Genomic DNA, 14066 nt, shown 5'->3' with positions numbered 1-14066 from the left:
AAATTTCCACTGGTGCGAACGCTCTTGGGGAAAGGCTATGATTAAAAACAGTGGATGCGAATTTGATGTAGACCTCAGTGCCCTTGATGAAAAGCAAACTTACATTTTCATGGTCAACCACCAAAGCTTTTTCGACATCCCTTTGCTGTTCCATTTTTTAAGTCCATGGCAGTTTAAATTCGTAGCTAAAAAATCCTTATTTAAATTCCCGATATTCGGTCATGCAATGGCTGCGGCGAAACATATTTCAATAGATAGAGAGAACAGCAGAAAAGGGATGAAAGACATTCAGCATGCTGTCGATGTCGCAAACAGTGGACATTCTCCATTAATCTTTCCTGAAGGAACACGGAATCCAAATCCGAACAAACTTTTGCCTTTTAAGATCGGCGGAATGATTCTGGCTTTAAAATGTCAAAAACCGATAGCTCCTATATTAATGGTCGGACCGGAAAAAGTTCTATATAAAGGCAAGCTTATAATGAACCCCTGTCAAAAAATTAAAATCAAAGCTCTCCCTCCCATCGATACAAGCAAGTACTCCTTAAAGGAAAGAGAGAAAGTAAAAGAAGATTTACAGGATATTATGGACAAAGCTTATGCGGAGATGAGGAATGAGTGAGCACCAGCTAACGGTATGCCCACTTGGTGGACTTGGAGAAATCGGCCTTAACTGCATGATGTTCAGTACTGAAGAGAATGTCGTTATTGTAGACTGCGGACTGCTCTTTCCAGATAATGCTCTTTTCGGTGTAGATGTTGCCATTCCACGCTTTGACCATATTCTGGCTCTGAAAGATCGCCTTAAAGCGATTGTTTTAACTCATGGTCATGAAGATCATATCGGAGCGTTGCCGTGGCTTCTTCCTTATATTAATGTACCTGTTTACGGGTCTAAATTTACTCTGGGGCTGGTTGAAAATAAACTGCAGGAACATAATCTCATTGATTATGTCGATCTGCGCGAAGTTAAAGCCTATGACAGAGTTCAGTTCGGTGATTTATTTTTTAACTTCTTTCCAGTCTGTCACTCGATAATAGACGGTTTTGCGCTCGGGATTGAAACGCCTGTAGGAAGGGTCATACATACAGGTGATTTTAAAATAGACCGCAACCCTCTTGACGGACATGGAACTGACTTAAATGCCATCAAAGAGTTTTCACGCCAAGGGATAACCCTGCTTCTTTCAGATTCAACCAATATTGAACAGGACGGATACGCCCTGACTGAAAGAGATATCAAAGGGGCCATGCGCAATATTTTTGAAGAAGCTGAAGGACGCATTTTAGTAACTCTTTTTTCAAGTCACATTCAGCGGATGCAGGAAATATTCGACCTTGCAGCTGAAACAGGCAGAAAAGTAGGAATCAGCGGCAGAAGCCTTGCCAGAAATATTGATCTGGCAAGAGATCTTGGGCAAATGCGCATTCCATCTTCTGCAATTGTCGAAATAGAAGACCTGCCCTACTATGATGATCACGAAATAGTTATACTGGTAACAGGTTCACAGGGAGAAGCTCTTGCCGCACTTTCACGGCTTTCAACCGAAGAACACCGCCAACTCAAGATACATAAGGGTGACCTTATCCTCATGTCTTCCCGCTTTATACCGGGCAATACGAAAGCTATAACGCGAGTCATCAACAGACTTTATAAGCTCGGTGCGGAAGTTCTTCATGAAAAGAAACATGGTATCCATGCATCAGGTCACGCTCACAAAGAAGAGCTGCGAACAATGCTTGAAACGGTTAAGCCCAAATATTTTATCCCGGTTCACGGTGAATACAGACATCTGGTCAAACATTCCAGACTCGCAGTTGAAACAGGAGTAGCTCCGGAAAAAGCTTTAGTTATTGAAGACGGCGAACCTATCACCTTTCTGACTCATGGAATCCGTGTTGAAGAAGTAATCCCTGTTCAATGCACACTCGTAGACGGCAAAGGTGTCGGCGATGTCGGGCAGTCTGTTATTAAAGAACGGCAGCTTTTAGCCGGAGAAGGACTCGTCATCGTAACCATAGTAATTGACGTTAACACCGGAGAAATTATTCGCGGACCGGAAGTAACTTCTAAAGGATTTGTTTTTGAGCAGCAGTATTCGCATGTCCTTGAAGACGCGAAATGTATAATTTTAGATGTTTTTGAAAACATTCCGCCGGGCCAGACGGTTAAACTCAAAGAAAGAATCCGCTCTGCATTACGAAGATTTTTCCGCAAGGTTTTAGGGCGCGATCCGGTGGTCATCCCGCTCATTATTTCTCTGACCGGAAACGAAGCTCAGGAAATAGAGTCCAAATGCGAAATTTAGATCTGCAACTACCTGTAATTTAGCCATAAAGAATACATGATATTTTTAAAAAATTGTGATATGTTGTCCCAATTATAATAAAAAAACTTAAAGGTTAAAATGAAAGTCTTCAGAATTAAACACAACGAGTCCATCTTTTACGCAACGATCGAGGATAATATTTTTTTCAAGCCGCTGCTGTCAAAAAATAACAAGAAGAATCTTATTCCGGTTGCGGAATGCACAATACTTCCTATAGCAGTTCCTTCAAAAATAATATGCGCCGGGCTTAACTATCACGAGCATGCCCGTGAACTGAATATGGAAATCCCCGAAGAACCGATGATTTTCTTTAAACCTCCGTCCGCTATCATCGGTAACGGTGATAAAATTGTTATTCCCGCTATGTCCGAGCATGTTGATTTTGAAGGTGAGTTGGCAATTATAATAGGTCAGACCGGGAAAAATATACTGCCGGAAAATGTGGCAAAACATATCTTCGGATATACCTGTGCCAACGATGTGACAGCCAGAGATCTTCAAAAAAAAGATAAAGTTTTCGCGAGAGCTAAAGGATTTGATACTTTCGCCCCGATTGGACCATGCATTGAAACCGGAATTACCGATCCCAATTCTCTGTCACTCAGAACAATTGTCAACGGTAAAGTCAGGCAGGAAGGTAATACCTCCGACATGATATACTCTCCGGCGCAGCTTATCAGTTTTATCTCACATGTCATGACTCTCACCCCGGGTGATGTTATATTGACCGGCACTCCTCCCGGAATCGGACCTTTATCACCGGGAGACGAGGTTGAGGTGGAAATAGAAGGCATAGGTATTTTATCCAATACAGTAATAAATTATGAATCTATCCGCACACCTGTGCAATAGAAGCATGGCTCTGCCGAAAGTTGGATTTACGGCACTTTCAAAGTATTTTATTTTTGCTCGCATCCGGGGTTGATTTCAAATCAATTTTCCCGTAGTTGTGCGTAGCTAAATTCGCACACCTCGGTCGAATAAGGGTGCTTCACAATTGTTGTGGAGTCTGTTGATGCCGAGGTGGAAGATAAAACCCAGGAGAATTATTATGGCTTATGTAACTATGAAACAAATGCTGGAAACAGGCGTTCATTTCGGTCACCAGACTCGCAGATGGAATCCTAAAATGCGTCCTTACATCTTTGGCGCACGTAACGGAATCCATATCATGGACCTCCAGCAGACTGTTAAACTTTTCCGTAAAGCTCACGATTTCATTTCTGACTCTGTTGCAAAAGGCGGAAAAGTCCTTTTCATCGGAACCAAACGTCAGGCTCAGGAAGCTGTTGCAACTGAAGCTGCACGCGCAGGAATGTTTCATGTAACACATCGTTGGATGGGTGGAACTCTCACCAACTTCCAGACAATCAAACGTCGTATTGATCGCCTTAAAAACCTTGAAGAAATGTTCGAAGACGGTTCCATCAAACGCTTCCCTAAAAAGGAAATCGTAATGATGGGCCGCGAGGTTAAAAAACTTACCCTCGCACTCGGCGGTATTAAAGATCTCAACGGATCTCCAGCTGTCGCATTCGTCATTGACCCCAAGCGTGAACATATTGCTATTCTTGAATGCCGCAAACTCGGTATCCCGGTAGTTGCTGTTGTTGACTCTAATTGTGACCCTGACCTGGTTGATTACATCATCCCAGGTAACGATGACGCTATCCGCGCTATCAAGCTGTTCGCAGCTCACATGGCTGACGCTTGCATCGAAGGCGCAGCTCGTCGCAAAGAAGACACAACTATGGTTGAAGAAAAAGTCAAAGCAACTGAAAAAGCTGTTGCTCCTGAAGTTGAAGCTGAAGAAACCGCTCAAGGGGAAGATTAATCATGGCTGCTATTACTGCCCAGATGGTAAAAGCCCTGCGTGAACTTACCGGCGTAGGTATGATGGATTGTAAGAAAGCTCTCGCTGAATGTGATGGTGATCAAGAAAAAGCTATCACTTACCTTCGCGAAAAAGGACTTTCTAAAGCTGCTAAAAAAGCCGGACGTGCTACAAGTGAAGGACTTATCGGTTCTTACATGCACAGCAACGGTAAGCTTTCTGCTATAGTTGAAGTTAAATGTGAAACTGACTTTGTTGCTAAATCCGACCAGTTCATTCAGCTTGCTAAAGACGTTGCTATGCAGATTGCTGCTACCAACCCTATCTGTGTAAGCCCTGAAGAACTTCCTCAGGACATTCTTGAAAAAGAAAAAGCAATTTATCTTCAGCAGTCTATTGAAGAAGGTAAACCTGCTAATATTGCTGAAAAGATCGTTGTTGGACGTATTCAGAAATATTACAAAGAAGTATGTCTTCTTGAACAGCCTTTTATTAAAGACGACAAGAAAACAATTAAAGATCTCGTTAACGAAACCATCGCTATTCTCGGTGAGAATATGCAGATCGGTCGATTCGCACGCATCAACCTTGCTGAAGCAGCAAGTGGTGCAGAAGAAGCCGAAGAAGAATAAGACGGATTATGAAACGGGCCGCAAGGCCCGTTTTTTTTGCCCGATTTTTTAGATACTTGGCAGCTCTCCTGCCGAAGGACGAGATAAGTAAAAAAAATTCCCTATATTGCCTTAAACCCACGCAGTAAACACCCGAGCCGGAAGAGAACAACATCCGGATTTAAGGAGACATCGCGATGGAAAATATTTCAGCTCAGATTCAATACGGAGTAACGACTCGTAAGAATTTGAGTTTTTTTAGGGAAGGATTTTACTATGCCGAGTTCATTGAAGCAGACTCTCTGTTATCAAAAAACTCACATATATTTTAAAAAATAGTTAATGCTTACCGGAAACTTAAGCGTGGAGAATCCCCCACGACTCAAGGCTAATCTTTTCCGGATCTGCTTCTACTCATAACCGGACAATGTCCGCGGAAAAACGGGGTAAACTATGGACAAATTGCACTATTCACGAGTAATGATCAAACTCAGCGGTGAAGCTCTCGCCGGGGATCAGCAGTTCGGTATTGAACCTGCGGCAATCAACAAGTTCTGTAGAGAAATTGCAGCTGTAGCCAAAACCGGAGTACAGGTTGCTTTAGTTATCGGCGGCGGAAATATTTTTAGAGGTTTATCCGCTTCTGCTAAAGGAATGGACAGATCTTCAGCCGACTACATGGGAATGCTCGCAACTGTGATGAATGCCCTTGCTGTTCAGGACGCACTTGAAAAACTTGACTGCGACACACGAGTTTTATCAGCTATCCCGATGCAGGCTGTTGCGGAACCATACATACGCCGCAGAGCTATCCGCCATCTTGAAAAAGGACGCGTAGTCATTTGTGCTGCCGGAACAGGTAATCCCTTTTTCACAACAGATACAGCCGCAGCTCTCAGAGCAATGGAACTTAAGGCCGAAGCTATTATTAAAGCTACCAAAGTCGACGGTGTCTATGATAAAGACCCAATGAAACATTCAGATGCAGTTAAATTTGAATCTATCACTTATATTGAAACCCTTGAAAAACGGATCGGGGTTATGGACTCCACAGCTATTTCATTAGCCATGGATAACAACCTGCCCATAATTGTCTTCAACCTTTTTGAAGAAGGTAACATCTCAAGGGTTGTCAGAGGTGAAAAGATCGGAACAATTGTTCATGGAGGAAAGAATGATTAATGAAGTTATGTCAGATGGCATTAAAAGAATGGAAGGAGCTCTAACCAGTCTTAGCGGTGACTTTGTAAGACTGCGCACAGGAAGAGCTTCAACCGGCCTGATAGATCATGTTAAGGTTGATTACTATGGAACTCCCACTCCGATAAACCAGCTGGCTTCAGTTGCTGTGCCGGATTCCCGCACAATTACTATACAGCCATGGGATAAAGGAGCATTCGCTCTGATTGATAAGGCACTCCTTAAATCCGACTTAGGACTTAACCCGGTTAACGACGGAAAACTTATTCGTATCAGCATTCCGCCTTTAACTGAAGAGCGTCGTAAAGATCTCGTAAAAGTTGCTAAAAAATTCACTGAAGATTCTAAAGTGGCTATCCGCAACGTCCGCCGCGACATGAATGATACATTTAAGAAACTTGAAAAAGATAAAGATATCAACGAAGATGAAATGCATAAATCACAAGATGATGTGCAAAAGCTTACTGACGACTTTATCAAAAAATGTGATGACCTCTTTTTAGCAAAAGAAAAGGAAATTCTGGAAATATAACATAATGATGCCCCGACACGTAGCCATCATTATGGATGGTAATGGTAGATGGGCAAAGGCTAGAGACCTTTCGCGCAGCGAAGGTCATAAAGCCGGCACTGAAGCAGCTAAAGCTATTGTAGAAAAAAGCCGTGAACTCGGTATTAAACATTTGACCCTGTACACTTTCTCCAAGGAGAACTGGGCAAGGCCAAAAGACGAAATAGCGCAGCTCTTCAATCTGCTGACAGTTTTTTTAAAAAAAGAACTGCTAAACCTGTGTGAGCAGGACATACGCTTAAAAGTTTTGGGAGAGCTTTCTGACTTCCCATTCGGCGTAAAGCAGGTTGTTGCCCATACCATAAAGAAGACTCAGCATTGCAGCTCAATGACATTAAACCTTGCACTGAATTATTCAGGCAGGGATGAATTGGTGCGAGCTTGTAAAAAACTAATATCTTCGGGACTGCGGGAAGATCAGATCACCCAGAAAGCTATTTCCGAAAATTTGTATACAGCCGGACAGCCGGACCCTGATTTAATTATCCGCACCAGCGGAGAGCAGCGGCTTTCAAATTATTTACTGTTTCAGGCTGCATATTCTGAGTTATACTTTACTGATGTGTATTGGCCGGACTTTACTCCAGATGAATTGGAAAAAGCTTTAGCCGACTTTACTAAAAGACAGCGTCGTTTCGGAAAAACCGGCGACCAGCTCTAAATATTACTTGAATTTATTTTTAACAACCCCTCGCAGTTAGCTGTTGAGGGGTTTTTTAGTGTGAAAATATCGAACATTTTTATGGGAAAAATTTCAAAATGCCGCCTGCGCTCAGAGCATTTAATGTGATGGCAATTCCTGCAATCATAACAAGCCCTCCGCTGGCGACAGGTAAATTTTCAATCCAGCGGTGTGAGCCTGAAAATTTTTCTGTTAATTTTGAAGCCCGAACAGTTAAAATACCGATTAAAATTAAAACCGCTGCAAGGCCGAAACTGAATGCAAGGATCAGCATAAACCCGAAAAAAATTCTTCCGAGTGCAACCGCCGCCAGCAAAACCACAAGAGCAGTAGGACAGGGAACCATTCCTCCCGCAATCCCCAGACTGAGCATAGACCACCAAGAGACCGCACCACTTTCCTCACTTGGATCATGATCATGTGTATGATTATGATGATGTCCATGCAAAGCACGTTTAGCGAGCATAATATATCCCACCAAAAAAACCAGCACTCCGGAAAAAGCACCGAGCCAAGGGTAAAGAGCTCCAGGCAGAAAATATCTCGATAGTAACAAAGCTACAACACCCAGCACAATAACACTTGATACATGCGTTATCGTAACAATTATTCCGAGCGTACATGCATCTTTAATCTTTCCGCTGCGTCCGATCAGATACGCCGCAACCATAGCTTTACCATGCCCCGGACTCAAAGCGTGCCCCATTCCAAGGATAAAGGCCATTCCCAAAGCAAACAAAACTGTTCCGGTTCCTAAATTTTCTCTTGAAAGGTATTCCCTTAAAGTGGCCTGACTTGAATTTTCCTTAGGTTCAGGTGCCAGCGCGTTGTTTGAGTCAATACCGCCGACACCTCTCAAAGTTGATTGAGAATTATTCGCTCCTGCAGCAAGATTTGTAAAAGCATAATCCAAAGTTCTGGAATTTCCTGTAGTCACAACTTTGCTTACGCCAGGCTCTGCCTGAACAAACCATTTTAACCATTTCAATTCTCCAGCTCTAAAATTATGATCAGTAATTTTAAGATTGTGGCTTACTGAATCCGGCGCAATACTGACGGAATAAATCAGATTCAAACGTAAACCATTATTATAACCGCCAACGGCCGGAGCTACAGAGTCGTAATAAAGATCAATCACGACGGGTTTACCATCTAAAACGACTTCAATATTGGGGTACAGAATTTTATGTATCGCCAAGGCCAGATCTGCTTCTTCCACTGATGTAACCTTGCCATCACGATTCGCATCCGGGACAAGAGTTGCAGTTATGGATGGACCTATAGCCGTTTTGTAAATAATAAGAATTCGCGCACCTTCATTTTGAACAGTTGTCTCTTGTACAACCTCACCAAGCGGATGTGCTGAAACTGGAAAAGAAGCAAAACAGACTGCAAGCAATATTAAACTAAGCCAAATAAATCTCATTTGATTTGAGCCTCTTTTTTTCAAAATTTATGAACTGAGCATTGCAAACAAAAGTACGAAAATCAAATTATCGAAACCTGTTAAAAAGACTATGGCAACCTTTTTAATTTGTAATTTATAATCCTAACCATCTTTCACATTACTATTTAGAATGATCTTGACAGTATTATACCTCAAAGTTATATCTCTGCAAAGATGACCGGCGGTCATTTTGTGACCATAGGCCGCAACATTGTTTAGGAGAAAGCCAAATGGCTAGAAAACAACAGGAAAAATCCAAACAAACTAAAGAAGAATTGATAAATTCTGCAGAAGAACTTTTCGGCATAAATGGGTACATGGCAACCACTGTCGCCGAAATAACAACTCATGCAGGTTATTCAAAGGGAAGTTTTTATCGGCACTGGGTGAGCAAGGACAAACTTTTTTTAGAAATAGTTGAAAATAAACTTACAGCATACCGCAACTCCAGAGATCAGCGGCTAGATAAAGCAAAAAGTCTTGCAGAAGTTATGCATATTATCTGGGATTTTCTGGAAGTAATTGTGGAAGACGATAACTGGGCAAAAGTTTTTTTAGAATTTACAGTTTATGCATCACGCATTCAGGAATTGCGCGATGATCTCAGTCTCAGTCAATACAGATTGTCCGAAAAAGTCTTTGCAAACTTAGTCCGCAAATTCATTGAAACAGACTACCCGCCTGAAAAATTAGGTGCATTCAATACCGTTCTTTTTGAAGGTTTCATGGTTCAAAATGCTCTTAAAACAGGTTTTGTAAGCTTAAAAGATGTTCGCGAAACGGCGATCTCCCTTGCTTTGGCAAATGGACTGAAAAAAATTAACAGCTAAAACTTAATTACAAACGTTTTAATGGAGAGAAAATGAAAAAGCTACTTCTTACCGTCATTGCCTTCGTAATCGGATTTTCCGCAATGCCTCTTTCAGCTGAAGCAGAAACCATTACACTCACCTACTCCAATTTTTTCCCGCCTACACATGTTCAGTCAAAGCTTGCTGAAGCATGGTGCAAAGAAGTAGAAAAACGCACAGATGGTAAAATCAAAATTTCCTACTTCCCCGGCGGCACTCTCACCAAAGCAAAACAATGCTATGACGGAGTTGTTGAAGGTCTCTCGGATATAGGGCTTTCCGCTCTTGCGTATTCACGCGGGCGTTTTCCAACAATGGCTGCACTTGACCTTCCATTAGGTTATAAATCCGGCGCAGCGGCTACAAAGGTCGCAAATGAAGTATTTGAAAAATTTAAACCCGAAGAATTTGATGATGTTGCTCCAATGTACTTCCACGCACACGGGCCGGGTCTCCTTTTCACAGCTAAAACGCCTGTAAAAACTTTAGAAGATATACAGGGATTAAAATTACGCGGCACAGGAAACTGCGCAAAGTTAATTCAAATTCTTGGTGCTGCGCCAGTCGCAATGTCCATGCCAGATTCATATCAAGCCATTCGTAAAGGCGTTGTAAACGGCGGAATGTACCCTATGGAAACTAATAAAGGCTGGAAAATGGCTGAAGTTGTAGACTATTGCACACTCGATTTTCCAGTTGGATATACTACCACTTTTTTTGTTGTAATGAACAAGAACAAATGGAAATCAATCCCTGCCGACCTCCAGAAAATTATCTTAGATATCAATAAAGAATGGGCTGTAAAACACGGTCAGGCTTGGGATGAAAGCGACGCCGTCGGCAGAGAGTATTTTGAGAGCAAGGGTGGAAAATTCATCACCTTAAGTGAAGCTGAAGGTCTCCGCTGGAAAGAAAAAGCCGCCCCTATGATGGATGAATATGTAAAAATGACAAACGATAAAGGATTAAACGGCAAGGAAATCCTAGACTTCACTGTCGAGTCACTCGCAAAGTACAACGACAAATAACGCACTGATATTATAAATAAATATTATTTACTGAGCTATAAGTTCAAGGCCGCAGACAATAGATATGCGGTCTTGAACTTTTTTAAGAATAAAATCAGACTTACGTTTCTATAATGGAGAAACCTGTGAGTGAACTAAAAATTTCAACCCTGATAAACAAACTTGAAAGCGTACTGAAAAATATTGCAGCATTTTGCCTTATCAGTATGGCCCTGCTGACGGGAGCAGATATCATATCCCGCGGTGCATTCGGTTCTCCGATCTTCGGAGTTGAAGAAATGATTGCGGTACTTGCGGTATTAACGACCGGGCTTGCACTCGGTTACACCCACTCGCAAAAAAGCAACATCGGAGTGGAATTCCTTGTCAGCAAATTTACGCGGAGAACTCGTCACAATATAAAATGCGTAACTAATATTATAAGCGCGGCTCTTTTCGCTGTGGTTGCATGGAGGCTTGTTCTATACGGGCAAAGCCTGAAAGAAGCTGGTGAAGTCACCATGACACTAGCACTGCCGACTTATATGATAATCTACACACTTGGTTTCGGGTTCGGATGTTTCACACTGACTCTGCTTAAAGAAGTAGCCGAGCATTTTTTGGGGGATAAGTAATATGGAACCGAGTACTGCCGGAATCCTCGGCGTTTTAGTAATGCTGGCTCTTTTCCTGACCCGCATGCCTGTTGCATATGTAATGACACTTGTAGGTTTCAGCGGATTTTCATTTCTAATATCTATGAAAGGCGGCCTGAACTTACTATCCAGAAGTTTTTACGATTCATTTTCATCGTACAGTCTGGCAACCGTTCCTCTTTTTATTTTAATGGGACAGCTCGCTTTTAACAGCGGTATAAGTCGTAAACTTTATAACACTGCGTACCACTTCTTTGGAAATATTCAAGGAGGACTGGCAATGGCGACTGTTGCGGCATGTACAGCATTCGGATCTGTATGTGGTTCAAGCCCTGCCACAGCTGCTACGATGGCTACTGTAGGCATTCCTGAAATGAAACGGTATGGATATTCAAATTCGCTTGCAGCAGGATCTGTAGCCTCAGGCGGCGGACTAGGGATGATAATGCCGCCCAGTGTAGTTCTGATTGTTTACGGAGTGCTAACCGAGCAGTCAATCGGTGAGTTATTCATGGCTGGAATAATCCCATCAATTGTTCTTACACTTCTTTTTATTGCGGCAATTGCTATCCAGTGCCACAGAAACCCTAATCTCGGCCCTAAAGGTGAGACCTTCACTTTTGCCGAGAAAATGCATTCACTGATCGGGCTTGCTGATACATTTATAATTTTCGCCCTGGTAATAGGCGGAATGTTTTTCGGTTTTTTCACTCCGAACGAATCTGCAGCAGTCGGAGTTCTCGGAATACTTGTTTTAGCAATCATCAAAAGGCAACTTACATGGCAGGCTTTTTTAAATTCACTTTATGAAACACTTCGTACATCCTGCATGGTTCTGTTACTCGTTGCCGGTGCGGTAATATTCGGAAAATTTCTAGCAGTGACAAGAATCCCGTTTAATGTAGCAGAATGGACTGCTTCTTTCGATCTTCATCCGCTTATCATTATGGCCATGATCCTCACCATATATTTTATAGGCGGCTGTTTCATGGATGCTTTAGCTCTGATAATGCTTACAATCCCTGTATTCTATCCTGTAGTGATGTCACTTGGATTCGACCCGATATGGTTTGGAATAATTATAGTATTGGTCACACAAATCGGAGTTATAACTCCGCCGGTAGGAATCAACGTCTACGTGGTCTACGGAATGGCTAAAAAGTTTGAACCATCCATAACTTTAGAAGAGATATTCAAGGGAACTATTCCATTTCTTCTGGCAATTATCGTAGGGTTAATTTTGTTTGCAATATTCCCTGATATCATTTTATTCCTGCCGCAGGCTATGTATTAAGCTTAAACACATATACAAACGTAGAAAATCCGCATCTCAATTTATATGGGATGCGGATTTTTTTAGGAGAAATAAAATATTAAAATGTAATTCCGAAGAGATTAGCAATGGCCAGAGTTCCAAGTAAGCATGGCAGATAGATTAATGTAGTAATTAATAAAAAAGTAGAAGTTTCCATTTCGAGTGTATTATATTCCTGCGCCAATACGCAGGTTAAGGCAGCCGCGGGCATTCCTGCTAACACAACTCCCATAAGAAACATATTTTCAGGAACCTTAAATAACAGCAATAAAATTGCCGCTATGACTGGCTGTAAAACCATTTTAGAAAAATTAACCGATAATATATTTACCCATTTAAGCTCAATTTTCTGCTTACAAAGAACAATTCCAACTGCAAAAAGTGCGCACGGAATAGAAGTCATTCCGAAACTATGCAAACTTTTACTTAGAAATTCCGGTAGCTGGATCTGCAGCACAGAAAACATAATGCCGACTAATGCAGATGCAATCAGCGGAGTTTTCAACATCGAAATCATTATTGAACATAGTATTGCGAATACAGATTTATCTTTATCTGCTCTATGCAAAGAAAACGTAGCTACCACAATAATAATTAGTACAGTAGGCAAGAGAATAGCGAGAGTAGTGGCAATAAGCACATCCTTACCACTACCGAACAAGGAAAGCATCACAGGCAGTCCTAGAAATGCACAATTCGGGAAACTTCCTGACAGGGCGCGCATAGAACTTTCTGTGTAATGAGATTTAAATACATACTTTGAAAATATAAACATCAGCAGATAGGACACAACCATTGAGCCGGTAAAGGCTGAGATAAATCCTAGCTGAGCTATTTCGTGTACCGGTGTTGTGGCAAGAGTTCCGAAAATAAGTGCAGGAAGTGTGAAGTAGCAAACAAATCCATTTAATACAGCAGCACTGTTTTCAGGCAAAATTTCGCGTCTATAGGCAAAACCGCCGCCGATTATCATTAAAAAGATCGGAATAAGTGCGCAAATAACCAAAGTAACCATAATTTCCTCGGAATCGATAAGTTAAATCGACATACTTAATCTAGCCTTAGTTAATTCTATAACTTCACTTAGACGAGAAAACCCCTATACATTTAACATGTACAGGGGTTTTTAGAAATAAAGTCCTTGCGACGACCTACTTTCCCACTAGCTACCTAGCAGTATCATCGGCGATGGAGGTCTTAACTTCCGAGTTCGGAAAGGGATCGGGTGTGGCCCCTCCTCAATGGTCGCAAGGACAAATATCAAAAATATCTTTATTCGCTCAGAGCGTAATTCTTAATGAACAATCCATGCCGAAGCAGGAGAAAAAGGTCTATAGAAAGAACTTCGCGCTGTCAACAGCTATTAACATATATAATCTGGCAGTTCCGATTTTAAAAAACTTGGGCTCTACCTCAACGAAAGGGGAGATGAAAATCCCCCCGCCAACGCAAGAAACCCCGTACATATATTATGTACGGGGTTTCTTTAAAAATAAAGTCCTTGCGACGACCTACTTTCCCACTAGCTACCTAGCAGTATCATCGGCGATGGAGGTCTTAAC

The 14066-nt window shown here is 41.9% G+C and carries 15 protein-coding genes and 1 rRNA gene; 13 read left to right on the top strand and 3 right to left on the bottom strand.

The features are described 5' to 3' along the window. The first annotated feature begins 37 nt into the window (after positions 1-37). The 8 genes from B9N78_RS00075 (at position 38) to uppS (ending at position 7207) form a co-directional block, all read left to right on the top strand. Positions 38-622 (top strand): lysophospholipid acyltransferase family protein, encoded by a 585-nt coding sequence (locus B9N78_RS00075; RefSeq protein WP_245805425.1) that lies wholly within the window; start codon positions 38-40, stop codon positions 620-622. Further along, positions 615-2309, top strand: a complete 1695-nt coding sequence (locus tag B9N78_RS00070) for a ribonuclease J (RefSeq protein ID WP_085096540.1) — start codon at positions 615-617, stop codon at positions 2307-2309. Before B9N78_RS00075 ends, B9N78_RS00070 begins: the two co-directional genes overlap by 8 nt. A gap of 99 nt (positions 2310-2408) precedes the next feature. Beyond that, positions 2409-3182: a fumarylacetoacetate hydrolase family protein gene (locus B9N78_RS00065; protein WP_085096537.1), complete on the top strand. Its 774-nt coding sequence runs from the start codon at positions 2409-2411 to the stop codon at positions 3180-3182. Between the two features lie 199 nt (positions 3183-3381). Next, complete coding sequence (gene rpsB, locus B9N78_RS00060) at positions 3382-4164, top strand: 30S ribosomal protein S2 (protein ID WP_085096534.1); 783 nt, start codon at positions 3382-3384, stop codon at positions 4162-4164. A 2-nt stretch (positions 4165-4166) separates the two neighbouring features. After that, a complete protein-coding gene (gene tsf / locus B9N78_RS00055; RefSeq protein ID WP_085096531.1) occupies positions 4167-4796 on the top strand; it encodes a translation elongation factor Ts in 630 nt (209 codons plus the stop codon). 432 nt (positions 4797-5228) lie between these two features. Continuing rightward, complete coding sequence (pyrH, locus tag B9N78_RS00050; protein ID WP_085096528.1) at positions 5229-5957, top strand: UMP kinase; 729 nt, start codon at positions 5229-5231, stop codon at positions 5955-5957. Further along, complete coding sequence (frr, locus tag B9N78_RS00045; protein ID WP_085096525.1) at positions 5950-6507, top strand: ribosome recycling factor; 558 nt, start codon at positions 5950-5952, stop codon at positions 6505-6507. Before pyrH ends, frr begins: the two co-directional genes overlap by 8 nt. Positions 6508-6511: 4 nt before the next feature. Further along, positions 6512-7207 (top strand): polyprenyl diphosphate synthase, encoded by a 696-nt coding sequence (gene uppS / locus B9N78_RS00040; RefSeq protein WP_085096522.1) that lies wholly within the window; start codon positions 6512-6514, stop codon positions 7205-7207. Between the two features lie 79 nt (positions 7208-7286). Here the strand turns inward: uppS and B9N78_RS00035 are convergent, their stop codons facing one another. Further along, a complete protein-coding gene (locus B9N78_RS00035; RefSeq protein WP_085096519.1) occupies positions 7287-8654 on the bottom strand; it encodes a nickel/cobalt transporter in 1368 nt (455 codons plus the stop codon). Between the two features lie 251 nt (positions 8655-8905). On the opposite strand from B9N78_RS00035, the gene B9N78_RS00030 reads away from it, so the two are divergent. The 4 genes from B9N78_RS00030 to B9N78_RS00015 all read left to right on the top strand — a co-directional run bounded on the left by B9N78_RS00030 (position 8906) and on the right by B9N78_RS00015 (position 12483). After that, positions 8906-9505, top strand: a complete 600-nt coding sequence (locus B9N78_RS00030; protein ID WP_085096516.1) for a TetR/AcrR family transcriptional regulator — start codon at positions 8906-8908, stop codon at positions 9503-9505. Positions 9506-9537: 32 nt separating this feature from the next. Continuing rightward, the gene (locus B9N78_RS00025) at positions 9538-10554 is read left to right on the top strand and encodes a TRAP transporter substrate-binding protein (RefSeq protein ID WP_085096513.1); all 1017 of its coding nucleotides are present in this window, start codon (positions 9538-9540) and stop codon (positions 10552-10554) included. A 125-nt stretch (positions 10555-10679) separates the two neighbouring features. Then, on the top strand, positions 10680-11168 hold the full coding sequence (locus tag B9N78_RS00020; RefSeq protein ID WP_245805424.1) for a TRAP transporter small permease: 489 nt from the start codon (positions 10680-10682) through the stop codon (positions 11166-11168). 1 nt (position 11169) lies between these two features. Next, complete coding sequence (locus B9N78_RS00015; RefSeq protein ID WP_085096509.1) at positions 11170-12483, top strand: TRAP transporter large permease; 1314 nt, start codon at positions 11170-11172, stop codon at positions 12481-12483. 79 nt (positions 12484-12562) lie between these two features. On the opposite strand, the gene B9N78_RS00010 is transcribed toward B9N78_RS00015, so the two are convergent. After that, positions 12563-13519 (bottom strand): AEC family transporter, encoded by a 957-nt coding sequence (locus B9N78_RS00010; RefSeq protein ID WP_085096507.1) that lies wholly within the window; start codon positions 13517-13519, stop codon positions 12563-12565. Between the two features lie 123 nt (positions 13520-13642). After that, positions 13643-13757: ribosomal RNA gene (gene rrf / locus B9N78_RS00005) — 5S ribosomal RNA — on the bottom strand. Between the two features lie 55 nt (positions 13758-13812). Here rrf and B9N78_RS18235 point away from each other — a divergent pair. Next, positions 13813-14066 (top strand): hypothetical protein (locus tag B9N78_RS18235; protein ID WP_212637002.1); only part of this gene is annotated, 254 nt, incomplete at its 3' end.

It is taken from the genome of Desulfovibrio gilichinskyi (assembly GCF_900177375.1).
Lineage (GTDB): Bacteria > Desulfobacterota > Desulfovibrionia > Desulfovibrionales > Desulfovibrionaceae > Maridesulfovibrio > Maridesulfovibrio gilichinskyi.
The sequence above is the reverse complement of the archived record's forward strand: the minus strand, read 5'-3'. Positions and strand labels throughout refer to the sequence as shown.